This is a genomic window from Herbaspirillum sp. Her2, assembly GCF_057961375.1.
The window spans coordinates 4,082,302-4,108,141 of sequence record NZ_CM176331.1; the positions used below are offsets into that span (position 1 = coordinate 4,082,302).

At 55.8% G+C, this 25,840-nt stretch carries 27 protein-coding genes; 10 read left to right on the plus strand and 17 right to left on the minus strand.

Features of this window, described 5'->3' with window-relative positions; genetic code table 11:
* Window positions 1-46 precede the first annotated feature (46 nt).
* The 3 genes from ACWHXP_RS18585 (at window position 47) to ACWHXP_RS18595 (ending at window position 3,386) form a co-directional block, all read left to right on the plus strand.
* Complete coding sequence (locus ACWHXP_RS18585; RefSeq protein WP_489635328.1) at window positions 47-1,435, plus strand: hypothetical protein; 1,389 nt, start codon at window positions 47-49, stop codon at window positions 1,433-1,435.
* Between the two features lie 130 nt (window positions 1,436-1,565).
* Entirely contained in the window at window positions 1,566-2,105 is a 540-nt protein-coding gene (locus ACWHXP_RS18590) for a hypothetical protein (protein ID WP_489635327.1), read from the plus strand.
* A 516-nt stretch (window positions 2,106-2,621) separates the two neighbouring features.
* Window positions 2,622-3,386, plus strand: a complete 765-nt coding sequence (locus ACWHXP_RS18595) for a reverse transcriptase domain-containing protein (RefSeq protein WP_489635326.1) — start codon at window positions 2,622-2,624, stop codon at window positions 3,384-3,386.
* Window positions 3,387-3,425: 39 nt separating this feature from the next.
* Here the strand turns inward: ACWHXP_RS18595 and ACWHXP_RS18600 are convergent, their stop codons facing one another.
* Window positions 3,426-3,992: a tyrosine-type recombinase/integrase gene (locus tag ACWHXP_RS18600; RefSeq protein ID WP_489635844.1), complete on the minus strand. Its 567-nt coding sequence runs from the start codon at window positions 3,990-3,992 to the stop codon at window positions 3,426-3,428.
* A 186-nt stretch (window positions 3,993-4,178) separates the two neighbouring features.
* Here ACWHXP_RS18600 and ACWHXP_RS18605 point away from each other — a divergent pair, with 186 nt between their 5' ends.
* Window positions 4,179-4,997 carry a hypothetical protein gene (locus ACWHXP_RS18605; RefSeq protein WP_489635325.1) on the plus strand — a complete coding sequence of 273 codons (819 nt, stop codon included), beginning with the start codon at window positions 4,179-4,181 and terminating at the stop codon, window positions 4,995-4,997.
* A 121-nt stretch (window positions 4,998-5,118) separates the two neighbouring features.
* On the opposite strand, the gene ACWHXP_RS18610 is transcribed toward ACWHXP_RS18605, so the two are convergent.
* A complete protein-coding gene (locus ACWHXP_RS18610; RefSeq protein ID WP_489635324.1) occupies window positions 5,119-5,637 on the minus strand; it encodes a hypothetical protein in 519 nt (172 codons plus the stop codon).
* A gap of 124 nt (window positions 5,638-5,761) precedes the next feature.
* Here ACWHXP_RS18610 and ACWHXP_RS18615 point away from each other — a divergent pair, with 124 nt between their 5' ends.
* Window positions 5,762-6,208, plus strand: coding sequence for a DUF6641 family protein (locus ACWHXP_RS18615; RefSeq protein ID WP_489635323.1), 447 nt, complete (start codon window positions 5,762-5,764; stop codon window positions 6,206-6,208).
* A gap of 60 nt (window positions 6,209-6,268) precedes the next feature.
* Here the strand turns inward: ACWHXP_RS18615 and ACWHXP_RS18620 are convergent, their stop codons facing one another.
* Window positions 6,269-7,195, minus strand: coding sequence for a 5'-nucleotidase (locus ACWHXP_RS18620; protein WP_489635322.1), 927 nt, complete (start codon window positions 7,193-7,195; stop codon window positions 6,269-6,271).
* Between the two features lie 83 nt (window positions 7,196-7,278).
* On the opposite strand from ACWHXP_RS18620, the gene ACWHXP_RS18625 reads away from it, so the two are divergent.
* The 4 genes from ACWHXP_RS18625 to ACWHXP_RS18640 all read left to right on the plus strand — a co-directional run bounded on the left by ACWHXP_RS18625 (window position 7,279) and on the right by ACWHXP_RS18640 (window position 11,112).
* Window positions 7,279-7,464: a hypothetical protein gene (locus tag ACWHXP_RS18625; protein ID WP_489635321.1), complete on the plus strand. Its 186-nt coding sequence runs from the start codon at window positions 7,279-7,281 to the stop codon at window positions 7,462-7,464.
* Window positions 7,465-7,751: 287 nt separating this feature from the next.
* Window positions 7,752-9,320, plus strand: a complete 1,569-nt coding sequence (locus ACWHXP_RS18630) for a recombinase family protein (RefSeq protein WP_489635320.1) — start codon at window positions 7,752-7,754, stop codon at window positions 9,318-9,320.
* Complete coding sequence (locus ACWHXP_RS18635) at window positions 9,317-10,213, plus strand: plasmid partitioning protein RepB C-terminal domain-containing protein (protein WP_489635319.1); 897 nt, start codon at window positions 9,317-9,319, stop codon at window positions 10,211-10,213. Before ACWHXP_RS18630 ends, ACWHXP_RS18635 begins: the two co-directional genes overlap by 4 nt.
* The gene (locus ACWHXP_RS18640; RefSeq protein ID WP_489635318.1) at window positions 10,210-11,112 is read left to right on the plus strand and encodes a plasmid partitioning protein RepB C-terminal domain-containing protein; all 903 of its coding nucleotides are present in this window, start codon (window positions 10,210-10,212) and stop codon (window positions 11,110-11,112) included. The genes ACWHXP_RS18635 and ACWHXP_RS18640 overlap by 4 nt, the downstream gene beginning before the upstream one ends.
* A 71-nt stretch (window positions 11,113-11,183) precedes the next feature.
* Here the strand turns inward: ACWHXP_RS18640 and ACWHXP_RS18645 are convergent, their stop codons facing one another.
* Window positions 11,184-11,555 (minus strand): hypothetical protein, encoded by a 372-nt coding sequence (locus ACWHXP_RS18645; protein WP_489635317.1) that lies wholly within the window; start codon window positions 11,553-11,555, stop codon window positions 11,184-11,186.
* Between the two features lie 67 nt (window positions 11,556-11,622).
* On the minus strand, window positions 11,623-12,126 hold the full coding sequence (locus ACWHXP_RS18650) for a hypothetical protein (RefSeq protein ID WP_489635316.1): 504 nt from the start codon (window positions 12,124-12,126) through the stop codon (window positions 11,623-11,625).
* A gap of 200 nt (window positions 12,127-12,326) precedes the next feature.
* Here ACWHXP_RS18650 and ACWHXP_RS18655 point away from each other — a divergent pair, with 200 nt between their 5' ends.
* Window positions 12,327-12,674, plus strand: a complete 348-nt coding sequence (locus ACWHXP_RS18655; RefSeq protein WP_489635315.1) for a helix-turn-helix domain-containing protein — start codon at window positions 12,327-12,329, stop codon at window positions 12,672-12,674.
* Between the two features lie 390 nt (window positions 12,675-13,064).
* On the opposite strand, the gene ACWHXP_RS18660 is transcribed toward ACWHXP_RS18655, so the two are convergent.
* The 12 genes from ACWHXP_RS18660 to ACWHXP_RS18715 form a co-directional block, all read right to left on the minus strand.
* Entirely contained in the window at window positions 13,065-14,141 is a 1,077-nt protein-coding gene (locus ACWHXP_RS18660) for an acyltransferase family protein (protein WP_489635314.1), read from the minus strand.
* A 699-nt stretch (window positions 14,142-14,840) separates the two neighbouring features.
* The gene (locus ACWHXP_RS18665; RefSeq protein WP_489635313.1) at window positions 14,841-16,412 is read right to left on the minus strand and encodes a CsgG/HfaB family protein; all 1,572 of its coding nucleotides are present in this window, start codon (window positions 16,410-16,412) and stop codon (window positions 14,841-14,843) included.
* A 44-nt stretch (window positions 16,413-16,456) separates the two neighbouring features.
* On the minus strand, window positions 16,457-17,080 hold the full coding sequence (locus tag ACWHXP_RS18670; protein WP_034333952.1) for a hypothetical protein: 624 nt from the start codon (window positions 17,078-17,080) through the stop codon (window positions 16,457-16,459).
* Between the two features lie 45 nt (window positions 17,081-17,125).
* Window positions 17,126-18,331 (minus strand): hypothetical protein, encoded by a 1,206-nt coding sequence (locus ACWHXP_RS18675; protein WP_489624465.1) that lies wholly within the window; start codon window positions 18,329-18,331, stop codon window positions 17,126-17,128.
* Window positions 18,322-19,506: a hypothetical protein gene (locus tag ACWHXP_RS18680; protein WP_489624464.1), complete on the minus strand. Its 1,185-nt coding sequence runs from the start codon at window positions 19,504-19,506 to the stop codon at window positions 18,322-18,324. The genes ACWHXP_RS18675 and ACWHXP_RS18680 overlap by 10 nt, the downstream gene beginning before the upstream one ends.
* Before the next feature lie 416 nt (window positions 19,507-19,922).
* Window positions 19,923-20,180, minus strand: a complete 258-nt coding sequence (locus tag ACWHXP_RS18685; protein ID WP_489635312.1) for a hypothetical protein — start codon at window positions 20,178-20,180, stop codon at window positions 19,923-19,925.
* A gap of 122 nt (window positions 20,181-20,302) precedes the next feature.
* On the minus strand, window positions 20,303-20,566 hold the full coding sequence (gene infA, locus ACWHXP_RS18690; RefSeq protein WP_006713209.1) for a translation initiation factor IF-1: 264 nt from the start codon (window positions 20,564-20,566) through the stop codon (window positions 20,303-20,305).
* A 510-nt stretch (window positions 20,567-21,076) separates the two neighbouring features.
* On the minus strand, window positions 21,077-22,120 hold the full coding sequence (locus ACWHXP_RS18695; RefSeq protein ID WP_039790463.1) for an ABC transporter substrate-binding protein: 1,044 nt from the start codon (window positions 22,118-22,120) through the stop codon (window positions 21,077-21,079).
* Complete coding sequence (locus ACWHXP_RS18700; RefSeq protein ID WP_489635311.1) at window positions 22,117-23,289, minus strand: NAD(P)/FAD-dependent oxidoreductase; 1,173 nt, start codon at window positions 23,287-23,289, stop codon at window positions 22,117-22,119. The genes ACWHXP_RS18695 and ACWHXP_RS18700 overlap by 4 nt, the downstream gene beginning before the upstream one ends.
* The gene (locus tag ACWHXP_RS18705) at window positions 23,286-24,737 is read right to left on the minus strand and encodes an FAD/NAD(P)-dependent oxidoreductase (protein ID WP_489635310.1); all 1,452 of its coding nucleotides are present in this window, start codon (window positions 24,735-24,737) and stop codon (window positions 23,286-23,288) included. The genes ACWHXP_RS18700 and ACWHXP_RS18705 overlap by 4 nt, the downstream gene beginning before the upstream one ends.
* The gene (locus ACWHXP_RS18710; RefSeq protein ID WP_489635309.1) at window positions 24,734-25,048 is read right to left on the minus strand and encodes a (2Fe-2S)-binding protein; all 315 of its coding nucleotides are present in this window, start codon (window positions 25,046-25,048) and stop codon (window positions 24,734-24,736) included. The genes ACWHXP_RS18705 and ACWHXP_RS18710 overlap by 4 nt, the downstream gene beginning before the upstream one ends.
* On the minus strand, window positions 25,045-25,839 hold the full coding sequence (locus ACWHXP_RS18715; protein ID WP_121042562.1) for an ABC transporter permease: 795 nt from the start codon (window positions 25,837-25,839) through the stop codon (window positions 25,045-25,047). The genes ACWHXP_RS18710 and ACWHXP_RS18715 overlap by 4 nt, the downstream gene beginning before the upstream one ends.
* Window position 25,840 lies beyond the last annotated feature (1 nt).

The following is a 25,840-nucleotide window of genomic DNA, read 5'->3' on the forward strand; positions in this document are numbered from 1 at the left end:
GTCTGGTGCTTGCTTGTAAGCATCTTAACTTATAAAAACAATAAAAATGACCCGTATTACAATCGCAGCCCAAGCTGCGTCCAGCAATTCGATCCCGGCGTCGACCAAGGCGTCGCGCACCGTACCAATTCCCGACTCGCTCCACAGCGTACCTGGTTATCCCGACAAACTCAAAATTTACCGGATGCCCGCAAGTAAGTTCTGGCAGATCCGCTTGTACGATGAACAGGCAAAGAAGACCATCAAGCGCAGCTCGCAGTCAGAACATAAAGCCGAAGCCTTCAAGGCTGCGAAGATGCTGTATCAGGAGGTCGTTTACCATCGCCTGAACGGAACGAGCACTTCATCCAAGAGCCGGTTCGATGTCTGCGCCAAAGCCATGATGGAACTGCAACAATCGCGGGTGGTTCGCAAAGACATCTCTCAGGCTGCCCATCAGAACGACCAATACTTCCTCGATGCGACCATTTTGCCCCGCTTCCGCACCATGGACGTCGCAAATGTAACATTCGATGAACTTGAGAAATTCGTGGCGAAGCTCGGCGAAACCTTGTCGGGATCCTCGATCTTACGGTATCTGGGTCTGGTGCGTAAGGTTCTAGAATATGCGCACAATCGGCACTTGCTGAAAACAATGCCGTTATTCCCCAAAGTACAGAAACAGGATCAACCTCGCGGCTGGTTCCGGCCATCCGAATACGACGCACTCTTGGCCCGGGCAAAACAGCTCGTCGGACAAGACGTCGAATTGAAATCCGCGACCGATGAAACAAAGGAAAAAAAACGGGAGATTCGACGCGTAACGATCACCAGCGACTTGCCCAACATGATCGCGTTCATGGTTAACGGATTCATCCGCCCTACTGACTTGAAAAACATGTGCCACAAACACATCGAGATCATCCGTGGCGATCATACGTTTTTGCGGTTGACGCTGCCTGAAAGCAAGAAGCACGACAAACCAATCGTTACTCTCGAAAAAGCCGTCGCCATTTACGAAGGAATCCAGACTGAGAACGCGAAAAGCGAACTTGCCGAACCGAACAATTACGTGTTCATGCCGACCTATACAAATCGGGCAACGGCACTGCGCAAGCTACAGCAGCAGTTCAACTATCTGCTGCAAGACCTGAACTTCAAGAAAGGCGCGCTCGAAGAAGACCGTACGATTTACAGCCTTCGTCACACTTGCATCATGTTCCGATTGCTCGACGGGGATAACATTGATCTGCTGACTCTCGCGCGAAACGCTCGCACTTCTGTAGAAATGATCGAACGCTTCTATGCCAGCCAGTTGTCAGGAGAAATGAACATCGACGCACTGCAATCGAATCGCACGAAAAAGACATTCAGGCTTGCGCAAGATGCTGATCCCAAAAAGCGCCTGACGCTCCAAAACGGGCATATCGCACTGGCTGCACCGCAGAATACGTAACGACAAAAACCGACGCATGGCGGGCCTTCCAAGGCCCGCCTTTTTTATTAGACGGCGGCCCCGATACCATGCACAATGGCGGCATCAACACAGAACAAGCTGTGCTGAAATACGAAAAAGAAGAATAAAAATGAACAACAATAATCTCCAACGCGGGCATCAGCACTTGCTTAACCGCTACACCGATTTCGCGTCACACATGCTGACGCTTACCATGAAGGACGACATCTCAGTCCACGCCGCAAGGTCTGCGGTGCGCTACTTCATTACAAAACTGAACTGGGAAATGCACGGCAACCGCAGCCGTGCTGCGCGTACGAAATCCAAGTGCAGGATCATTGCCATCCCCGTGATCGAAGGTCAAAACGGAAACAAGCGGATTCATGCGCATCTGATTATCGGAAACATTCCGGGCGAGCGTAACGAACACTTGGAAAAGACCATTCGGGGCGTTTGGAACAGGACGACTGGCAGCATGTCGCGCTTCGACTTGACCCCGCTGCATGACACTGACGGCGCATCTTTCTATCTGACAAAGGAAGTTGGATACATTAACAATGATGCGATTGCGTGGGATTTGTCTAGCGTTCCGAGTGTCCTGCACACGTCCCCTAAGAAGCAGACCGTTGCCGAAGCTCGTCGCATTCTTGCAGCGCAAAGTAACAAGTAATACCGCAGTACCAAGCCCTCCCTCCGAAGCTGAGCATAATGCCAAGTCGGACGGAGGCAAGACAATCAGATCTTATCTCCGAGACGTCCACCCAGGACTGCCTCAATGGTCTTGTGTTGTCCAATGAAACCCACAACCTGCAACTGAAATAAGGAGAGCGGAACACAGACAAAGCGCAAGAAGAGCACATCTCCGGTCCAAGGCACAACCCGCAATACCTCGTGCTAATATCTATTATCCCGGCGATAGGCACCTTCGTACCTCGATGCCTATCCCTCATCGTGTCACCCTGTGACTATGTCGATACCTAGAAGTATCTATATGTTTCCTCATGGTATCTGTTGGTTGGGTAATCATGCGCTTTGCGCTAGGCAAGCCGGGATTTGATGAGGAGGATGGTTATGAACAATAAACATCACCTGGTCCTGGCAAGCATCGTGCTCGCAACCGAGATTTTCCGGTTTGCGACTAAGCTCGTTGTTCTGCTGGGCATGATTTACAACTATCGTTGGCCATATGCTTCCGACTTGGGCATCTAAATTCGAACTAAAACCAGGTGTTTGGGTTTTTGTACCGACGAGTGAAACGTTGGAGGATGGGAATTCCATTAAGAAGTTACTGGGCAATCGTTGGCAGCCGCCAAAAAACTACTTCCACTTAAGAGCCGGCGGGCACGTTAAAGCATTGGAGATGCATACAAACAACTCACTCTTTGTTCATCTTGATATCCAGGATTTCTTTGGCAGCATTAACAAATCGCGCGTAACAAGAAGCCTTAAGGGGATTTTCAGCTACAAAGATGCTAGGTCTATAGCTACGAAATCTACTGTCATCCACCCTGCTAGCAAGGCTTTGATTCTTCCGTTTGGCTTTGTTCAATCGCCATTGCTAGCGTCTCTTTGCTTGGCTAAAAGTGCACTTGGTCACAGTTTGCAGGCCTTACCTCGAAAATTTGCAGGCTTAGCCGTCAGTGTGTATGTCGATGACATCATCTTATCAAGCGACAACGAAGCAGACTTGATAGCGGCCACTGCAGAATTAAAGATATCCGCGGCTCGGTCTAGATTCAATTTGAATCCCAATAAAGAACAAGGTCCCGCACCTCAGGTAACCGCATTTAATGTGGCGCTATCTAATCACCATCTCAAAATTGAGCAAGGCCGATACGATAAGTTTGTTGCGGCATTTAACGAGTCTGAAAGTGAATTTCAGCGCGAAGGAATCCTCAGCTACGTGTCGTCGATCAATTCCGTTCAAGCAACTAGACTCGGAACGCCATAGAGCACTGAGACTTCTATGTTGCTGCAAACTTGTAGGGGGTTAAAGCAACTCCACTGCAGCCCTTTGCAGTTCGTCATTCACATCAATGTATGCCTGAGTGGTGGAGATATTACGATGGCCAGCAAGAGCCATCAGGACACGTACACCAACACCTTTCGCTGCAAGATTTGTGATGAAGCTCCTTCGCCCAGAATGACTGCTAGCTCCCTCCACACCGACCTGCTTATAAAGATGGTGAAAGTGTTGGCACAGAGTATTGGCCGTAAATCCAGCACGCTTCTGGGTATAGAACAACGGCTTGTCCGACGATGGTCGTTGTAGCGTTGCGATGTACGCCGTCAGTTCCTTACGGATTCGCGTACCAAGGAAGACTGTGCGTGCATGACTTCCTTTTGTCTGCTCCGGCAGCAACCGGACTTCTGACTTAACAGAACCGTCCGAGGACAAAACATCACCAATGCGTAATGCTGCAACTTCCCCTACCCGCATACCCGACCAATGTGTAAGCAACAACATTGCACGATTGCGTGCTGCATGTTTGCGTAACGCGATGTAGAGAAGAACTTTCTTCAGTTCCTTTTCCGTAAGCGTTTTTGCCTGCGACATAAATCCTCTGCAATCAAAGAAAACACACGTCAGACGATGTATTCTTTTCTTACGAAGATCAACATAAAAGCTGATCGCGCAGAGGCCCAGAAGAATCAAGCACTTACCTACAAAGCAAAGATTTCTGCTATTTTCTTTGCTATCTGATCGACGTTAAAAATTCAAAAACAAAGGTGAAGGCCGGACATGCAAACTTGCTTTGTAATACAGCCATTTGATTCTGGGAAGTTTGATAAGCGGTTTGAAAGCATCTTCAAGCCCGCGATTAAAGATGCCGGAATGGAACCATATCGTGTCGACAAAGATGCATCCGCGACCATCCTAATCCAAGCCATCGAGGAGAACATCCGACGTGCAGCGGTATGTTTGGCTGATATTACAACCGACAATCCGAATGTTTGGTATGAGCTAGGCTTTGCTCTCGCAGCAGGCAGACCCGTTGTTATGGTGTGCAGCGACGAACGCTTCAAGGAAGGGAAAAAATTTCCCTTTGATATTCAGCACCGCGCAGTATTAACTTACAAGACAGAGGCACCTCAAGATTTTGTGAACTTCCAAAATCAATTGACAGAAAAGTTGTCCGCTATGTTGAATCAGGCTAGAACAATTGAACATATTGCGGAGACAGATCCTGTTGCCGATGTAGAAGGGCTCTCGCAGGTTGAACTTACTGTGCTGGCGATTGCAGCAGGAAATGTTCCAGACGATGAACAAGCCACTGCTCTTTGGGGCGTCAAAAAGGACGTCGAACGCGCAGGACTGACAAACATTGGCTTTTCTCTCGGTCTACGTCGGCTCAAACAGAAAGCGTTCGTCGAAATTACAGAAATGACCGACGAAGGAAACAGCTACAACAGCTACGAAGGGCTCCTTGTTACCGCACTGGGATGGGAATGGATCGAACGCAACGAGCAAAAGTTCACTTTGCATATCAGTGGAGCAAAAAAGCCTGCTTCTGGGAAAGCCCCTAATTTCTCGGATATGGATGATGAGATTCCGTTCTAGCTAGAGATATCAGTCTTCTTCAACAAACGGCACATACCTTTTACTCGCTGCACTTTCACCTTTCGTAGGAAGCCCATTAAAGAGCACTGATGCTCTTTAACGATCAGTCTACGAAGGGCGCTTAGACCAGCGACGTAGATGCAGACGGAATCACCACATTTTCCCAATCGAGAACGTCTGCGTTTTTGAAACCAATTTCTTTCCCCATGTAGGAAAACCAATCCACGCTACTGATTGGTGTCACGCGAATCTCGTCATAGCCAAACGGTGTTTTTGACCATGCATCTCTGACTGCGGCATTGAACGTATCAACACTCATTTTCTCTGGCAAGAGACCAATGGCGCAGTGATAGTGCAGTCGTTTATTTGCACCGTGACCTTCCAATACAGGAATGATCGAAACAGACCGACCAAAGCGCTTCGCGGCTTTCCCAAATAGACCAATGTTCAAGCGCTTCACGAAATAACGTAGTGTCTGTTTTGCCTCGAAATGGCTTAGTTGCTCTACGGCCTGTCCTCGATCATTCCTTAATCGCCGACAAGACTTAAGGGTGAGCGTTACTGCGTAGTTAAAGGCGTCTTTATGTTGAACCATCCATTCGATGCAAGCCTGCTGTATTCGTTTTTGATCTTCGGTCATGTCGGTATTTATTACCGGCATACGGCTGATTTGTGACGGCATCCGAAATACGTCAAAAAATCAGTTGATTCCATTCAAAGGCGAATACATCCTCTCCTGCATCAACTTTACATAGGAGAACAAGATGGGCGAGCTGGCAAATCTGAAACTGGTTACAACGAAGCGCCCGAGTGGCATGCCTCCACTCATGCAACGCCGTAACCGATTCATCGCTAAGATCTGGGAACAAGTCCAGCTCGCCAAAGCACAACAAGAAGGAACGGTGTTTTCTCCAACGATCTTTCGGACGATCAAGAATACTGACACTGGTGCTCGCAGCACTGTCGAAACAAGCAAACGTATTCGTCCGTGGTGGTGGACGGCAGACAACGGGAAAATCTGTATGACCGTAAAATACGGTGCTAAAGCTGTCGAACTTGCAAAGGGGAAGAGCACTGTGGAAGTGGGCACTATCGCTGAGCTTATTCCCACCCTTGAAGCGCTGAAAGCGGCGGCCTCTGCCGGTGAGCTTGATGCACAACTGGAAGTAGTCAGCAAATCGTTGAGCGCAGGATTCAAGCATTCATCCTGATGTACGCCCTTGATCGAATGGCCCTTCCTTTCGGCCATTCGTCGTTTATCTCTATTCACATCACTTATTTGCGATACCGAATGGGATGTGAACCATCGGGATATTTCCTGCGGAAGATTGCAGATGACTTCTCTGGTCATCAAAAAACATATGCGGTTTCAGAATCGTCAAGATCCGCGATTTCTCCATACCACCAAGGAAGAAAGTCTCATCTGCTGACACCCCCCATGTCTTCAGTGTTGTCACCACACGTTCATGCGAAGGGGCATTTCGTGCAGTCACAATCGAGATACGCAATATTTTTTTGTATGCGGAGTCATGCTTCATTTGTCGTTCTTCCAGCTTCTGCATGAAAGCAAGCTTGGTAAAGAGGTCTGCCAATGGACCGGGCTTGTGAGGTATCAGTACCTTCTGCGCTTCGTGCTCTTGAAATTCATTCAGATCATTATTTTTCTTATAGACCGCTTCCGCCTCGTCGTCAGCGATGACCCCGTCAAAGTCGAAGGCTACACGCAGCTCCAAATCTAGTTCGTCATCAAACACTATGGAGGGAAGTACCAAACCTGCGGGATAGTTTGCGTCAATGGCCTTCTGAACGTCTTCTTCATTTGCCGTCAGAAACAGAGACGAGTTGAAAGCCGGAACGTACTCATAAGGAGAACGCCCTGTCATAAAAGCAGCACGTGATATGTCCAAACCATAGTGCCGTATAGATCTAAAAACTCGAAGTCCCGTTTCTGGTGAATTCCTAGAAAGAAGGACGACTTCAACCGGCGATTGCTTTGGAAACGCCTTATTGATGTTCAAGAAACGCCGAATGAAAGGAAACGCAACGCCTTTGTCAAAAGGCTTATCGATATTCTCTTCTTGATGTTTTCGATATGCCTCAGCCCCCTTATCAAGAAAGACCTGATGCGATGTAGAAAGATCAAAGAGTGCGCTAGAAGCAATTCCGATAACGAGTTTCCGGTCAATTGGATATGGCATATGCCGATGCTCACATATAGTTGAAATTATCACGTCAGATTACAGCACCGACGGTAAAGAATAAATATAGTGAGGAGGCGCTTATGCGATACAAAGAAATGATCGAAGAAATGGATGGCCAGAAAAGGCAAGTGCAGGCACAAAAGGATCAAGCCAAGCAACAACTGAAGAACGCCAAGCGGGCAACTGAACTTGCGAAGGCTGCAGACTTAAGGCTTAAGCAGCAACAAACGCAACAAACATTGGCAAAGATCAACACACGCCCATAAAGAATTGCCCAGCGTAGTGATGGGCAATTTACGAACAAAGTGGCGGATGCACGTAAGACCTGCTATTCACGTGCATCAAGACATTCGAACCACGCCATAAGCATACTAAACAGCACTGCTACCATATAGGCATATAGTTGCGCCGTTGTGATGAGTCGCTTTGCTTTCGCAGCAGTGTCTACACCCAGCCTAAATTCGCTACTTCCGTCATGAAACGGTCATCATTCTGAAAGAGTTCAGAACTATAGTGAGCGAGACAGCTATTGCCCATTAGGTGGAGTGAACGCATGCCGGGAACACGCCAGAACAGTACTGCAGATCCCTCGTTAGCATCCCAGATTCCGGTTGCGCAATATGTACGCATGTCTACTGAGCATCAAAAGTACTCCACAGAAAATCAAGCTCTAGTCATTGCCAAGTACGCTAGCTCACACGGCATGACAATAGTTAAGACCTATGAGGATTCTGGCAAGAGTGGCTTGAATCTTAGGGGGCGCAAGGGCTTGCAGGCACTGCTCCACGACGTCGAGCAGGACGTTCCTAGTTTCAAGGCCATTTTGGTCTACGACATTAGTCGGTGGGGCCGCTTTCCCGACCCCGATGAAGCTGCCACGTACGTCTATGCGTGCAAACGACGAAACATACAAATAATCTATTGCGCGGAGCCATTCGATAACGATGGATCGATATCTTCAACTGTTCTTATCGGCCTGAAGAGAAGCATGGCCGCTGAATACAGTCGAGAACTTGGAGTGAAAGTCTTCAATGGCGCGTGCAACCTTGTCCAACGAGGATGGCGTCAAGGCGGCACCCCGGGATTTGGACTACGCCGACAGCTTATTGACGAACAGCAGAATTCGAAGGGGTTGCTCTCGCGAGGACAGAAAAAAAGCATCCAAACGGATCGCGTCATTCTCGTGCCAGGTCCAGAAGAAGAAGTTGCCACAGTCAACCGCATCTATCGGTTGTTTCTAGAAGAGGGAATGCCTGAACTTGTAATAGCGTCCAAGTTGAACCAGGAAGGCCTGAAGAACGATGCAGGAAGACCTTGGAGCAAAGGTGCCATTCACCAAATCCTCACCAACGAAAAATACATTGGCAACAATGTCTATAACCGCTCTTCTTTCAAGCTAAAAATTCAGCATGTAAGGAATCCACCCGAGCAATGGATTCGCAAAGATGGCGCTTTCGAAGCCATTGTTCCTGTAGCGATGTTTATGGAGGTCCAGTCTGTTATCGCGAGTCGATCTCAGCACCTAGATGACACGGCAATGCTGGACTTACTTCGAAGAACACTGACTCGATACGGAGCGCTGTCGGGAATGTTGATTGACGAAGACGACGAAGCCCCCTCCACTTCTGCATATCGAACGCGCTTTGGAAGCCTATTGCGCGCTTACAGCCTTATTGGGTACACGCCGCGCAGAGACTACACCTATTTGGAAATTAATCGTGCTTTACGTCAACGTCATCCGCAACTTATAGCTGAGATAACTGCGGGGATCCAATTGGCAGGTGGATGGACCTCTCACAATGGCTTAAACGACTTAATAACGATCAACAACGAACTCTCTGTGTCGCTCGTTATCGCAAGGTGCAAAACGAGCACAGCAGGCTCGCATCGCTGGCTAATTCGGTTTGACGCTGGTCTTCACCCAGATATAACGATCGTGGTTCGTATGGACTCATCAAATACGCAAGCCCATGATTACTACGTTTTCCCCGCATTGGATTTTTCATCGGAAAACCTGCCGATTCTGGCAGATAACGAATTTTCATTGGACTTTTACCGCACCGATTCATTGGCGAATTTTTATCAGTTAGCGGGGCGGACCAACTTCCGAGAGGTAGCATGAACACATCTCCCCCACGAGTCGAAATGATACCTATCGCTGATATTAATATAGCGAATCCGCGCGTGCGCAACCAAAAAATTCACAAGGCGATTACTGAGAATATTGAACGGATTGGGCTAAAACGACCAATCACAGTGCGACGCGTTCCTTCGACAACTGGAGCATTACCTTATGCACTCATTTGCGGCCAGGGTCGTCTAGAGTCTTGCAAAATGTTGGGCCAAACAGAAATCGCTGCACTAATTCTGGATGTAGATGAACAAACCGGACATGTCATGAGCATTGTGGAAAACATCGCTCGACGTACGCCAAGAGCTGCTGAAACAATGGAGCAAGTTAGGGTACTGAAGCAGCGCGGATACAGTGATCATGAAGTGGCAACGAAGCTGGGATGTACTACCTCTTGGGTAAACAATGTAGCAAATCTTCTTGAGCGAGGAGAAAAACGCCTTCTAGCCGCCGCTGAGTCGGGCCACATTCCATTGCATCTCGCCGTCAGCATTTCTCGTGCTAACGATAGCGAAACACAGCAACTGCTTTTAAGCGCATATGACAGCGGAGAACTTAAAGGTCACAAAGTTACTGTCGTACGCAGAATTTTGGAGCAAAGAGCTCGTAGTGGCAAGAAAGGAAATAATGGCTTCGCAAAGGCAGCAAATCGAAAGCCCATGACTCCAGAAGAGCTCACAAAGCTATACAAGCGGGAAGTTGAAATGCATCGCCGAATTCAAAAGAAATCTGAGTACGTCCAACATTCTCTCGTAGTGGCACGTGAGATTTTTAAGGATTTATTTACGAATAGAGAATTTGCGTCCTTGCTTGAATCAGAAAAGCTGATAAGCATTCCTCAGCCCTTAGCTGATCTTCTGCCTCGCAAGGGTACTGCACGATGACGAACTCTCATCCCAAGTCAGTTCGTTTAGGCTTTGAACGTGAATGCATCAAGATACCGCTGGAAAATTTATCTTTTCCGATTCCGTTACCGACGGGGATAAAGGAATCGGTTGTATATCTGCAAATTCAAAGCTCAGTTAAGACCATAGGCCTGGTAGAGCCAATTGTCGTTACGAATAACCCAAGTCAGGTCGGAGAATTCATCATTTTGGATGGTCGCTTACGCGTAGAGGCTCTGCGGGATCTTGGACTACAACACGCATTGTGCTTACTAGCCACTGACGACGAAGGCTATACGTACAACAAGCAGGTAAATCGTCTATCAGTTGTTCAAGCACACCGAATGATTGTTCTCGCTGCCGAACGTGGGGCATCTATTCAGCAATTAGCCGATGCATTAGCTATTTCACCGAATGCGATTCGCGAGCGATTTCGCTTACTTGATGGTATTTGTAGCGAAGTCATTACGCTGTTGGCGGATAAGCCAGCAACGTCTGGAATGTTCCGAATCCTGAAGCAAATGACCCCATTTCGACAAATCGATGTAGCTCAAGCCATGATTAATCTCGGAAACTATTCACTGAAGCTCGCAACAGCAATGCTTCAAAATACTCCGCCTGATCAGCTTGTAAGGAAGGCGAGTTCTAGTAAAAAAACTGCTCCCCCAACTGATGCTCTCCGCCGTTTAGAGCGAGAATTATCCGCAATGCAAGCGGATACCAAATTACTTGAAGAGGGCTACGGCCCGGCTAGCTTACAACTCGAGATCGTCAAAACGTATATCGGATCAACGCTGTTGGAAAATGCAGCCGTGGTGCGATGGCTAGCCAAGAATCGGCCAGAATATTTTCAACAGCTACAACGTCTTTCTGACATAAAGAAAATTCAAGCCGAATGACATAGCGTCTTCCCATCGCATCTATTCATACTCCCAGTTGCATCGCCAGAACCAGGCCTCCAATCCTTTCACTACCGCGCTTCAAGGCATTCTAGCCATGCCGCAATTACGCTAACCAACGCACCTATCGCTGCGGCTGAAAAGGCCCACAACGCCGGCTCAACTATCTTCATGACGAAGGATTCATCTCCCATATTGAACCATCTGAATAAGCCAACCACTACGCCAAACAAGATACTCAGCAACAAATAGGGTGTGACAACCTTTACCCACGTTTCTTTGAAGCCGTAAGCTGCGATATGGTGTTCGATCGCAGCCATCTTCTCCGCGTCACGAATCAATTTCAACTGTTTTTCTTCCTGCTTCCGTTCCAGCTGCATGCGCTCATTGACGCGAATTCTCTCGTCCTCCCGAATTCGCTGTTCACGTTCCAAACTGCTCATGGTTTCCCCTTTAAATAATGCTTAAACATATTTAGGACAACATCAGAATCTGTGATGGCCACGGCGACTAACGGTAATCGCCTGCCAGAGAACTAAATTCCTCAAGATTTCTTTTGAGCGTTCCGCATTCGAACGAACCCGATGCGAGGGCGCTCTCACATACTCGACCAACAGTCTTCGCATAGTCCACGATGACTCCGATCTTCGACGTCTTCGTACCTGAATATGAATTGAACTCGCTCGTCACCGCCTCTTGTCGGCGATCCAAATCGCTTTTGTACATTTGGTAGTAGTCAGGCGCTTCCCTCATCAGAAAGCCTATTGCTCGGTTCGCTGCTAACTGCAACTTTCCAGCCGCGGCGAAAACTGGATCTTTCAAATCGCTTGCTAGCTCTCTCTTCCGTGCGGCTTCGATCGCTGACTCATGCTTCCCCTCTGTTTTTCCAGGGACGGCTTTGCTCACTTCCGGCGCATTTGACTTACTGCCCTTCTTCCACGGCTCTACAACATATTTCATCCCCACAAAGAACAGCACCGCAAAAATTGCTACTGGAATGATCCTGCCTTTCATCGCTTTCCCCCATAGCTTCTGTCCCCCGCAGCTACCTCGACGCGGCCTAGCTCTCACCCGCGCCAACAATCCGATTAACGGCCAAGGGAACCCACCAAAATAAACTCAATATGCCTATAAAAGGCATATTTAGATATTACACAAAGGAAAGGAATAGAACAACATAAGTCGCCTGTACTATGCAAATTACGCTCATAGGAATGACGATTACTATTGCTCAACGGATTGGCAAGAACGCCGCTGATGCCAGAAGGACCCAACGGAGAACTCAGGCAGAAGTGGCGGAGAAGCTAGGTATAGATACGGTCTCGCTCTCGCGTATCGAGCGAGGTGTCGTTGCGCCAGGATTAGCCACCTTAGAAGCCCTTGCAGATGAATTGAGCGTCCCACTTTCCCAGCTGTTTGATGGAGCCTCTACGCGATCCGCGACAGTCGTTGATTCGATAGCTGGGAAAATCGACACGCTGAATGAGGCAGATCGTATCTTTCTGCTCAACCAGCTGAATGCATGGGTGGAGAAATTAGGGGAGAAGCGCCCGAAAAAGTAGGATCTTTACAGCAGCGAAACCTTTGCTTTTTCAAACATGAAGCAGTGTAGTACTGACTGTAGTACTTTACTGACCACCCCGCAGATTGGGCGGCTCCATACACTGTGCGCATTCTTCGGGACGTAGAGGCCGGAGGTTCGAATCCTCTCACCCCGACCAGAATTACCGAAAAAAACAGCGAGTTGAAATAACTCGCTGTTTTTTTTGCGCATTCCGTTTGCACCAGCTTTGTCCAGAGGACTCAAAAATGAGCGCGCATTGCTCATCTTCCTCACTGACCGGCCCGTCACGGACGGGACCGATTATTCCTGATTCTTCATTCGTGACACTGACAGAGTCCTGCCGATACCGCAGGCACCTGCCGGATCGCAGGCAAATGCGCCCCTGCCTTCATATCGGTGCCGGGTCAGGCTTGCGCGCCAGCCGCCGCCGCACACTATCGCGGATCGGCACTTCACAGTAACGATAGGAGACATGTGCCAAGATCACGGCCAGTGTCATCGCCAGCAAAATGCGACCCAAGGGGCCCTCGCCGTCACGTGTAGCCAGTTGCAGCAAAGGGATGTGCCACAGGTAAATACCGTAGGAAAGTATCCCGGCACGCACCATCAGCTTTGCTGAGAGAAGCCGCTGCACCACGGCACGACGCTCGCAGTCGAGTGCCGCGATCAGCAAGGCACCGCCCGCACCGATGAGGGTCGGACAGAACACGCTGCTCAGGGGGGCCAGCCACACGATGCTGGCTGCCACTGCCGCCACGCCAGCCAGGAGGGCAACAATCCCCGGACGCCAGCCGCGACGCACGGCGACCGCCGCCGCGCAACCATATAGCAGGGAATCGAGCCGTTCCAGGCTGCCGGCATAGAGCATGAGCCTGACCTGCTCCCCAAAGAACACAAAGAGCAAAGCCCGCCAGCACAGTACTGCCACGCAGATCGCCAGCACGGCCTTGATGAAGCTGGACGCCTGCAAACGCCGCAGCAACAACAGCATCAGTGGTGGCCAAACCAGATAGAAATGCTCTTCCACCGCTAGCGACCAGGTATGCCCGAATCCAGCCAGATGATGGCCGCTGAAAATGGCAGCGTAATTGGCCGTGTACGTCACGGCGAACAGGCCGTTGAAAGCAGCGCGCCGCTGCCCTTCTGCCAGAAATGCCACGCCCGCGACCGCCGCCACGATCAGCAGCGCCGGGGCCAGACGCGCGAAGCGCCGAATGTAGAAAGGCACCAGTGCCAGTCGGCCTTCGCGGGCAAACTCATCCCACAGCAGACCGGTAATCAAATAACCTGACAGCGCAAAGAAGATACCGACGCCGACCCCACCCAAGTTGAATTGCTTGAAGAGGTTGGTATGCTCCAGCAGCACCAGCAAGATGGCCACCGCCCTGATGCCATCGAGCCAGGGCCGATAGCCGGAGAAGCGGACAGTGCCTGCAGCGCGCTCCGACGTGGCGGGAATGCTCATACCGCCCCCCCATTGTGAAAGACGGTCACTGCAAGACGCAGCCAGGCGCCCAATGCGCGAGACAGCACTTCGGGGGCGTGATTTGAGCTAACGGGCGCATCACATACGCGGGGGCTTAAATGAATGTTCATGGCGTTTCTGGCGCATGTCGTCCGTGCTCTTGTTCAGATTTGTCGATCCGAACCAGGTGAAATGGAAAATCGGGAAGCTGGGCCGCCAGCTCGGCGAATCATTTCCAAATGGAAATGATGCATATACCCCCCGAAAACTTAACAAAAATGAATGAGTCGCGGCGCTATTCTATGGTGCGAAGGATACAGACTACAAGCCACATGCCGACCACGACCAGAAAATTGCATCAAACTGGCCGGCGCCACACGGCGCGCTGATCGAATGAAAGACGGCGAGCAAAATAGTTCCGCTGAAAATAAGGAAGCCGGGTACAGAAAGCAGCAAAAAGCGGGAGAAGCGCTGCTGGCAGTAAAGTTCAACTAGCGCATCACTTCAAGCATAGAACCTGGCCAGTCTGAGCGTACGGACAGTTGGACGGACCAGTGCGCGGCCAGATATTGCGCGCATTTTTGTAGCTTGCCGTACCCACTAAATCAGGCCAATCAAGAGACAGCCGCCTAACTAGGGGTTCGGGTTACAGGCCCCTGCAGACGAAGCGGGCCTTGACTCCCCCCGCTCATCATGCGCTCACCACTTGCCATCCTTCTCGGACTCACTGGCAAGGGAAGTCTCCCCAGCGGCGGATCTGTCGCTGCGACTACGGGATTGCGCAGCCGCAGCTGCTACGGGCTTGCTCGAGAACTGCCCGTTGGCAGTCGTAGGGGCCTGCGCCAGGCCGGCCTTGGCCAGCAGGGCGCGCAACTCGATGCTGCCTGCCTTGAAGGACAGCTCCTTGAGCATACTGCCCTCCTCCACCGTGCCATAGGTCGTCTGGGCGGCGACGCGATCAATGCGGATCGTCCCCACCGGCGTTTCCTTGCGCCCCAGCGAATTGCCGGTCTGCGGGTCCTTGAGTTCTTCCCCCAGATAGACGGCCTTCCAGCGCTGGCCCGCCTGCAGCGATTCACCCCCCTGGCTCAGGACCACCTGATCGCCCTCCAGCGAGACCACCGATACCGGAAAGATTTCCGTCACAATGGCACCACCAATCTGACTGGACAAAGCATCCATCAACCCGGCCGCCATGCTCTTGCCATCGATGACCCGCGGCATCGTACTCGGATCGGCACTGGCCAGCTTGTGCTCGAAGCTCTGCGACATCACCACCTGGCCGGTGGCCGCGTTGACCAGCCGCAAGGTGATGCGACCGCCGCCCGCGTACGACACCAGCTCACGATCGGACATGCGCAGCTTGCGTACCGAGCGCGGATAGTCGAAACGCTCGATGGTCGGAATCAGCAACAGATCCGTGGCCAGTTGCTGGCCGATACGGGCACTGTCCTGCACACGGACGTTGCCGCTGTTGATGTGATCGATCTCGGCTTGCAGCTCGGCACCGAATTCGCGATCCAGCACGATGAAGCGCCTGGTCTGCGTGAGGATGTCCGACAGGCGGCCACGCACCGCACGCGCCACTTCATCGGAGGCAACCTTGCTGTCGCCGACCGCATAGGTGGACACCAGTGTCTTGGGCAGCACCACCACGATCTTCGGCCGGCCCTTCTCATCGGGCGCCTGGTACTGGGCGATCTCGGCGCGCAACTTGACCTTCCAGTAGCTGCGCATGGCCTTGTGACTGAGTTCGGCCGACGCCGATTGCGCGCCCTGGCTGCCCTCCCCCTGCACCGCCGAAGAATAGCGGTACCCGGCGTCACTGGCCTGCACCTTGGCGACAGTCTCTTCATCAAGCTTGTCGATTTCCTCCTGCGAGAGGATCTCGTAACTCAGCACCGCACCCTGCGAGGCCGCGACCATGCGTTGCGCGAAGGCCTCGGTGCGCACGGAATCCCGCTCGCCGTTGACCACCACATCGAGCCCCTGCCGCAGGCTGTGCATCCGGCTCGCCATCTGCACGCCGTTGACCTGCGCCACCGCCGATTGCAAGGCAGCAACCACGGCCAGTTCCAGCGTGCTGCCGACCGCCTCGGCCTCGCGGCTGACGCGACTGGTACTGCCCACGCCCAGCGCCGGCGGCGCCGGCGACTGTGTCGCCGCCGTGGTCGTCGTCTGACTGCTGGCCGAAACACCAGCAGCCGACTCGTCCTTGCTGTCACAGGCCGACAGCAACGCCATCGACAAGACCATCAGTATTGCTCGCACTCTTGGCTGCATGGCGTCCTCTCAATGGAACAGTCCGGGCGCCATCACAGCACGCTGGTGGCATCGGCCGGGACTGCCACGCCATTGCTCCTGGCGAAGCTGACCGCATTCTTCAGCAGCCCGGTCAGGTTGCCGATGCTGGTGGGCAGGCTCTTGACGATGTAGGCACCCGATTGCAGACCGGGCAGCTGCATCGGCGAGGCGCTGCTCAGGCCATTGGCAAACGTCTGCGCCTCGGCCGACATGGCGATGTATTTCTTCACCCCTTGGACCAGTACCACCAGGCCCTCTGCGTATTCCTTCCTGGCCGCCTCATCCTTGAGGGTGGCACCGCTCTTCAAGGCATCGGAGATGGCCTGGGCATCGGCGCTGATGGCCTTGTCCTGCGCCTCCAGGTCGCTGGCCGACATCGAATCGGACGTCGCTGCCGCATTGATGGCCTGGGCCTTGATGCCAAGCGCTGCACCGATGTGGCCGTTGGCAGTCAGCACGTCCTTGCCGGCCGCACGATAGGTGCGCGTGAGCTGCGACTGCTGTCCGGACAGATCGGCACCTGTACTGGAAGAAGCGGGCTTGCTGCCTCCCAGGAAATTGCCGAACTGGGCGAAGCTGGTAACAGGGAAAACCAGGGCCATCGAGACCACGGCGAACGCGATAGATTTTTTCATGAAGATCTTTCAGTCAGAGGGAAACAAAGGGAAAAAGCAGCGCAATCACTGCAGTCCCATGGTGGCCATGCGGCTCGACAGTTCCTGGGCAGCATTGCTGGCAGCGGCCTTGAGCGCATTGCCACGCGCCTCCTCTTCGGTCGGCCCGACGCCGGCATAGGCCACCGGGCCCACCGCCACGCGGGTGCGGGGAATGGGCTTGGTCACGTCCCACACCTTGGCATTGACGGTCACCGCCACGCGCTGCAGCCCGCTCTGCGGATCCTTCTCGGCCAAGCCGACGTCCAGCGTGCCCAGGGCGATGTAGGGGATCTGATGTTCCTTCATGCCGGCCGCGATCGCGCGCAGGGTCTGCGGCTGCAAATCATTTCCGGATTTGTAGTCGGCCTCTATGGCGGCGATCTTGAAGCCGGCGGTTTCAACCATGGCCGCTTCGATGACGTCATAGCCGGCCTGCGAGAACTTGGCCACGAAGGTCTGGTTCAGGTTGGCACTGGGCAGCACGCGCCAGGTGGTGTCGGTCGCCTTGCGCGTGGTGCTGCCGCCAGTCTCCGAGGTGACGGTCGACTTGGCCGACACGTCGACGCCGTTACGGCTCTCGCGCGAAATCCCACCCTGGGTCCTGACGCGCCCCTTCCCTACCGATTCACCTTCGTTGGTGGACTCCTTGTAACTCTCCTTGGCGGTGGCCGAGCCGGAGAATTGCGCACCCTCGTCCTGGCGTTTGTAGACGCGATCATCGTAAGACTTGGCGCTGTCCACCTGGCGCGAGACGAACACGAAGCTCATGGCCGACTTCTCGCCCTGGGCTGCCTTGCCCACCGCCGAGCTGGCCTGCACGGCGTTGCGCAGATTGGCCACGTTCAGCGAGACACGCACGGCGATGGTGTAGCGCATCTCCTTGGGGTCATCGGTTTCGGAGAGCACGGTGGTATCCAGAATGTAGCGATCCTGATTCTCAAGAATCTTGGCGCGGATCGCATCGAAGTTGGCCGACTCCGATTGACCGGCTTCAGCGTAGTAGCTTTCGACCGCCTTCAGCGCGGCCTCCTGGCGTGCCTTCTGCTTGATGGCCGGCGAGGCCTCGGTGCGGTCGAATACGCCAACCGATTCCTTGTAGCTCAGCGAGTACTGGCCACGGGCCTGCTGGATCTGCGCCAGGGCCGGCTGCGCCGACAGGGCCAGCGCCGCCATCAGCAGGATGAGGAAAGACCGGCAACGATGGCGGATGGGATGGCGATTTATTTGCATGACTTCATCAACTCCTTGGTGTGGACAATCTGTTGTTCGATGTCTTGAGCGGCAGCGGCGCTCTTGAGCCATTTCTCGTCACCCCGGCCATCGATGACCTGGGCCAGCTTGACGAACATGCCATTGAGCGCGTCATAGAAATGCGGGAAGTCGTCCACGTAATCCTGGCTGGCCGGAATCACGCGCGACTCGCCGTTCTTGAGCGCGGTATCCAGATACACCTTGTTGCCCAGCGGTTCGATCAGGCGGATGCCGCCGTAGGCACCGTAGACGTAGGTGGTGGCACCGCCTTCAACTTCGCTGAACCTGACCTTCTTGAAACCGGTGAGATCGACGCTGATCTCGTAGTCGGGCTTGGGCAATTTGAGGTCCCACACGGCCCCATCGGAGACGCGGAAGGACATCACGTTGCCGATCGCATAGCCCTTGCTGAAGGGCAGGATGGGTACGCCGGCGCGTGTGGAGATGGCTTCGCCGGCCAGATCGGCGGCCCAGTTCTCCAATGCGCCGGGAGCGGACTTCAGGAAGCCAGGCAGCAGGCCAGATGCCTCCGGGCTCACCTGCACGTTGACGACCTGCAGGGTGCGCGACACCTGCGCCGGCAACTCGGCCTTGGCCACGTTGTTGACGAAGCGGCCGAGTATGCCGGGCTTGCCGCCGTTGCCTTCGTAGACCAGGGCGATGCGGGACAGGATCTCGTCTTCCGAAGCCGGGTGATCCAGGACGTCGACGTAGGCAAAGCTGACGGGATAGGAACGGATCACGTTCATGGACTTGAAATCGAAGAACATCACCTGCGCGCGCACCACGATCAGCAGTTTGTGCAGGCTGCCGAAGCTTTCCTCGGAGACCATCTCGTTGCCGACCACCAGCGCCACGGCCAGCGCCTGGTCGCGGCCCTTGAGTTCGTCGAGTTGCGGCACGATGCGCAGGTGGGCGGGCGGCGTGGCCTGCAGTTGCTGCATCAGTGTCTGATGCAGGGTGGTGCCGGCACGCTTGCGGGTCGCCTCGTAGCGGCGCGAGTACGGAAAGCGGTCGTCCAGCGTGCTCTCGCTGCCGGAATAGGCGAAGCCCGCGAAAGCCACGTCGAGCGGCTGCTGCGCCTGGGCCAAGGAGGAAAGAAAGAGCAGCAGCAGGCCCGCAAGCCTCTGCAGCACAGTTGGAAGGTAAATCACTGCATCCCCAAACGATGAACGCCGTCGCAGGGTGAACGGCATCCAGTTGCTCACAGGTGCATCGGGGGAGGAGAAGCGATGGAAGACAGACTCATGCCCCCGGCGATGCACCGCTGACGCGGTGGTCCCGGGGCAGGCTGCACCGGAAGCATCGGTACCAAAATGGAGGGCAGAGATTAACCGAGGGAAATGAAATTACCGTCGGACGAGAATAATTTGCACTAAAAGTCTAAATTTTTTCGATGCGCGAGAACGCAGGGATATCGGACCGTTCATGCGGCTTCGCATGGCGTGTGTCCATGCTCCATGAAGGGAGTAGCCAGTGGAGGGGGAGAAAAAGAAAGGGAAGGAAGAGCCCGTCGCGCTTCATCAGCTTGAGCCACCGGCCCATCCGGACCGGCTCAACTCAACGCAATTCACTTCAGCCAATCCCCATCCAGCGCTGGATCAAGATTGTCGATCACCGCCCGCGCCCAACCCATGCCGCGCTCCACGGCCAATACCGCGCTATCAAACCGGCCAGGCAGCTGGCGACGTGGAAACAGGGGCGGCGCCAGCCCGCCGCTGTCGGCGATATGAACTTCAGCAACCTCCCACAAGCCACCCTCGCCCTGACAGCGCAGTGAAATGTGAAAGCCCTTGTACTGCTCCTGATGAGTGACCGGAGCTTGCATATTTTTTTTCTTTCGCAAAACCGATCATGGGAGGGCGCATACCGTCGTGAAGGACAGGCGAGCCGGAAGGCATCAGGCGGCGCATCACGCCATTGGGCGTGGGAGGGATGCGCCGCGCGATCTCAGCGGCGACGGAAACCCGGACGGGGGCCGCTCGGGCCGCGCTGTTCCAGGTGACGGAAGATGATGCGACCCTTGTTCAGGTCGTAGGGAGACAGTTCCAGCGTAACCTTGTCGCCCGCCAGAATCTTGATGAAATTCTTCTTCATGCGACCGGCCGTATAGGCGATCAGCGAATGGCCGTTGTCCAGCGCCACGCGGAAACGCGAGTCGGGGAGGACTTCGGAGACTTGTCCTTGCATTTCGATCAGTTCTTCTTTTGCCATTTTCTCTTTCTTGTGCGTGAGCACGCGACCTCACGGAGGAAGGGCTCGGGGATTTGCAATCTCTGGCTTTGACGACTGGCCACGCCATGGGGAGGCCGGGAGCGTTAAGGTCGGAGGACAGGTGAACCCGCTGGCGGCGAGACCGGCAGCGCAGTTTCTTTACTCGGGGAAGCGGATGAAGATGCGAATCACGCGGATTGCAAGATGCTGTACGACAAGGCGCGTGGGGATCAGGATTTCCGCTCGGTTCTTGAGCGATCCATGCATTATACGCGATTTTTGCCCTACCCGCCACTGCGCGCCTCGGGACGGTCTGCTGTGGTTTATCTGCGCCATTGCACAATCGACATCGATTTATCGATGCCACAGATAAACAAAAATGGGGATCACGCGCCATCAGCGCAAAAAAAAACGCCACCGCGCAGGTGGCGTAAAAAACTACCAGAGGTTCTGCAAAATCAGATAAATCATTTACGCATCCCTGCGTTTCAGGCCAACGAGCTGCCGATCTCATCGCTCAATGGTGCGGCTCCAGCGCGTATTCCACACGGCGCGATTCTTGTTGATCTCATCCCAGTCCACCGCGCGCGCGGCCTTGACGAAGCCATTCATGCGCGCCTGCTCGGCCGCGGCCGTGCCGCTGACCTGGACCTTGGTATTGGTCGGGTTGTAGTTGCCGTTTTCCAGCGCCAGCGCTTGCGCCTGCGGCGAGAGCAGATAGGCCGCCAGCTCCTGCGCCAGCTGCGGCTCGGTATTGTTGGCAATCACGCACTGCGCCACCATCAGCACGATGGCACCTTCCTTGGGCTGCACGTATTCCACCGGCACGCCCTTGCTCTTCAAGAGCGTCGATTGCGTGGGCGTGTACGGGAACAGGGCCGCCTCGCCGGTCTGTGCCATCTCGGAAATCTTGGCCGAGTTGGAGATGTACTCCAGCACATTGGGCCCGATGGTCGAGGGCCAGGCCTTGAAGCCGGGATCGACGTTGGCATCCGTGCCGCCCTTGAGCTGGTTGAAGGCGAGGAAGGCATGCAGCCCGAAAGTGGATGAAGGCAGCGACTGGAACACCACGCGCCCCTTGAGCTTGGGGTCCGCCAGGTCGAGCCAGGAGGTCGGCGGCGCCCAGCCCTTCTCGGCATAGACCTTGGTGTTGTAGGCCAGGCCGGTGACGCTGATGGTCACGCCGGTAGCAAGGTCATCCTTGATGTGCGCCACCGGCAGCAGATTGGCCAGGTTGGGATTGGGCTTCTGCTTCTCGCACAGGCCCATGCCGACTGCGCGATACATCACGCCATCGTCCAAGAACATCAGGTGCATCTGCGGCTTGTCCTTGGCGGCCTGGGCCTTGGCCAGGATGTCGGCCGAGCCGCCGGGCACCACGGCGATCTTGACGTTGTACTTCTGCTCGAAGGGAGCGAACACCGCTTGCGTGAAGGTCTTCTCCATGTTGCCGCCATTCATGCCGACGTACAGCGTGCGGGTCTGCGCCTGCCCCTGGGCGGCGGTGGCGGCCAGCAACAGTCCGAGGGCAGCGGTGCGGGAAAGCGACATCATGAGATCTTCCTTTCAGGGTGGGAGGACAACAGGTCGACAGCGTCGGAACGTGGCGGCAGGAAACGGCCAATCGAGAAAGCATCCAGCGCGATGGTGCTGCGGCCATGCAGCACCAGCTCGGCCAGTGCCTCACCGGCAGCCGGCCCGATCTGGAAACCGGCACCGCAGAAACCAAAGCCATGCAGCAGGCCCAGTTGCGTGGTGCTGGGACCGATCACCGGATGCTGGTCCGGCAAGTAGCCTTCCACGCCGCTCCAGCTGCGGATGATGTGGACATGGCGCAGCGCCGGCAGCAAGGCCGCCGCCTGCGGCAGCAGCCCGAGAATGGAATCATGCGAGGCGCGGGCGCGCAGTTCATCCTGCTCGTAGCCGCGGCCGCCGCCCAGCACCACGTTGCCGCGCGCCACCTGGCGGCAGTAGATGGAGCCGCCCTCCACGCCCAGGCTCCAGGGCAGGAAGTGGGGAATCGGTTCGGTCACCACCATGCTGGGGTGGCCGCTGGTCAGGGGGACGGCCTCGCCAAAGGACTGCGCCACGCGATTGGCCCAGGCACCGGCGCAATTGATGAGCACTTCCGCACGCACTTCCAAGGGTTCGCCACCCTGCCGCGCTTCGGCCACGAAGTCGCGGCCATCGTGACCCACCTGCATGACTTCGCAACGCTCGATCACGGTCGCGCCCGCCGCTTCGGCCGCACGCGCAAAGGCCGGCGAGACCAGGCGCGGATTGGCCTGGCCATCTTCCGGACACAGCGAGCCGCCGACCGCCGCGCCGCCCAGCCAGGGACATTGCTGGCGCAGGCGTTCGCCGCTGATCAGTTCGATCCCCAGGCCATAGGGCCGGCTCAGTTCGGCATAAGCGATCAGCGATTGCATGTCGGCCTCGCTACGGGCCAGCTTGAAGTGGCCGCTGCGTTCGTATTCGCCGGTGGTGCCGATCAGGGACTGCAGATCGCCCCAGATCTGATGCGCCCGTTGCGACAGCGGCAGCTGCACTTCGGGCCGCCCCTGGCGGCGCACGCCACCGTAGTTGATGCCGCTGGAACGCGCACCGCACAGGTCGCGTTCCAGGATGGTCACGCGGCGTCCGGCCTTGGCCAGCACCAGCGCAGCCGAGCTGCCGACGATGCCGCCGCCGATGATGAGGACTTCAGTATGGAGGCTCTTCATGAAGCATCCTCCTGCGCATGCAGCGCGATCACGCGCGCAGAGACCGGCTCGGGGGCCGGCACATGCATGCCCAATGGAATCGGCTTGATCGGTGCCTGGCCGCGCAGGCGACCGACTTCCTGCACCGGCAGGCCAGCGGCATGCGCCAGGATTTCGGCGGCCGCGGCACCACACATGCGGCCCTGGCAACGGCCCATGCCAACGCGGGTGAGCGCCTTGAGCCGGTTCATTTCCGCTGCGCCTTTCTCGCGCACGGCCGCGCGCAATTCACCGGCGCGGATGTTCTCGCAGCGGCAGATCACCAGATCGTCCGATGCAGTCGCCGCCCAGCGTTCGGGGAAGGGAAAAGCGCGCTCAAGTCCGAGACGGAAAGCGCCGATGCGCACCAGCTCCGCTTCGATCTGCGTCACACGGGCCGCATCGACGGCGATGCCGCGATCCTGCAGCAAGGCCAGCGCAGCGCGTTCACCGGCCAGCTCGGCGGCATCGGCCCCCATGATGCCGGCACCGTCACCGGCGAGATAGACGCCCGGCACGCTGCTGCGGGTGCTCTTGTCGCGCACCGGCAGGTGCGCGCGCTGCAGGCTGTCGAACTGGAAGCGGCAACCCAGCAGATCAGCCAATTGCGTTTCAGAACGCAGTGCATAGCCGAAACCGACGGCATCGCATTCAATGCGCTGCTCGGTACCCGGCTTGCCACTCGCACTTGCCAGGTTCTCGCGACGCCAGACCAGCGCCTGCACCCGCGCATCGCCTTCCACGCGCAGCACCCGCGCGTGCGAATGCACCGGCACGCCATGCAGCTTGAGCCAGGCAAGGTAGTAGATGCCCTTGGCCAGCAAGGCCGGCTGGCCCAGCATGGCGGGCAGTGCGGCAATGCGGTCAGCCAGGCTGCTGCTGTCGAGCACCGCCGCCACCCGGGCACCGGCCTTGGCATACTGGTAGGCCACCAGATAGAGCAGCGGACCATTGCCGGCCAACACCACCGAGCGTCCGATGGCGCAGCCCTGGAACTTGAGCGCGACCTGCGAGCCGCCCAGGGTATAGACGCCCGGCGTGGTCCAGCCGGGGAAAGGCAGCACGCGATCAGTCGCACCGGTGGCCACGATGATGTCTTCCCAGGCCAGCGTTGAAGCGGATTGCGCGCTGCCCTCCATCAGGTCGAGCAAACCCGGCTGAGCATTCCAGACGAGGGTGTTGGGACGGTAGTCGATGGCCTCGCGCAGCGCATGGAAGGTGCTGTGCACCGATTGCGCGCGGCTGGCTTCGAAACCATAGACCGTCTTGCGGCTGCGCAGGAACCCGCGCGGCGGCTGGCGATAGATCTGGCCGCCGGCCTGCGCGGCTTCATCGATGACGATGGGCCGCACGCCATGGGCCAGCAGCGTCTGCGCCGCACGCACACCGGCCGGGCCGGCACCGACGATGACGGGAGCTGCGCGCGTCATGCGGGTTCCTCCTGGCCGCTGCGCAATTGCATGCCGGCACGGATGAAGGTGGAGCAGGCACGCAGGCGCTCGCCGCTGTCGGTGGCGATCCAGCAATCCTGGCACGCGCCCATCATGCAAAAGCCGGCCCGCGGCTGGCCGCTGAATTCATTTCGGCGCAGGCTCGCGGTATTGGTCAGTACGGCGGTCAGCACCGTGTCGCCTTCCAGCGCGGTCGCCGGGCGGCCGTCCAGCGTGAAGCTGACCGCAGCGCGATCGCGTTCGGCCAGCCGTACCAGCTGGGCCTGTGCAGGAGCAGAGGTGTGATTCATGAACGCCCCACCAGCACGCGGTCCAGGCCATAGACCCGGTCCAGGATGATCATGGCCACCGCCGTGATGGCCACCATCAGCGCCGAGACGGCCGCCATCATCGGATCGATGGATTCGGTGGCGTACATGTACATGCGCACCGGCAGCGTCACCGTCGAGGGCGAGGTCACGAAGATGGACATGGTGACTTCATCGAAGCTGTTGATGAAGGCCAGCAGCCAGCCCCCGGTGATGCCCGGCAGGATCATCGGCAGCGTGATGCGCAGGAACACCGTGGAGCGCGTGGCCCCCAGCGACAGGGCGGCATGCTCGGCGCTGCGGTCGAAGCCGATGAGCGCGGCCATGATCAGGCGCATGGTGTAGGGCGTCACCACCAGCGAGTGCGCCAGCACCAGCCAGCCGAAACTGCCCGCGCCACCCACCACCGAGAACAGGCGCAGCAGGGCCACGCCCAGCACCAGGTGCGGAATGATCAGCGGCGACAGGAACAGGCCCTGCAAGACGCCGGACCAGCGATGCGGATAACGCACCAGCGCCATGGCCGCCGGAATGGCCAGGGCGGTGGAGATGGTGGCCGCTGCCAGGGCCAGCCAGAGGCTGTTCCAGAAGGAACTCACGAAGTCGGGAAACTCAAACACCGCCTTGAACCAGCGCAACGAGAATTCCGGCCCGTTCATGGTCAGGGTGTTTTCGGGGGTGAAGGCGATCACGCACACCACCAGGATCGGGGCCAGCGTGAAGAGGATCACCAGCGCATTGAAGCACAATGCAATCGGTCCGTTCTTGTTCATG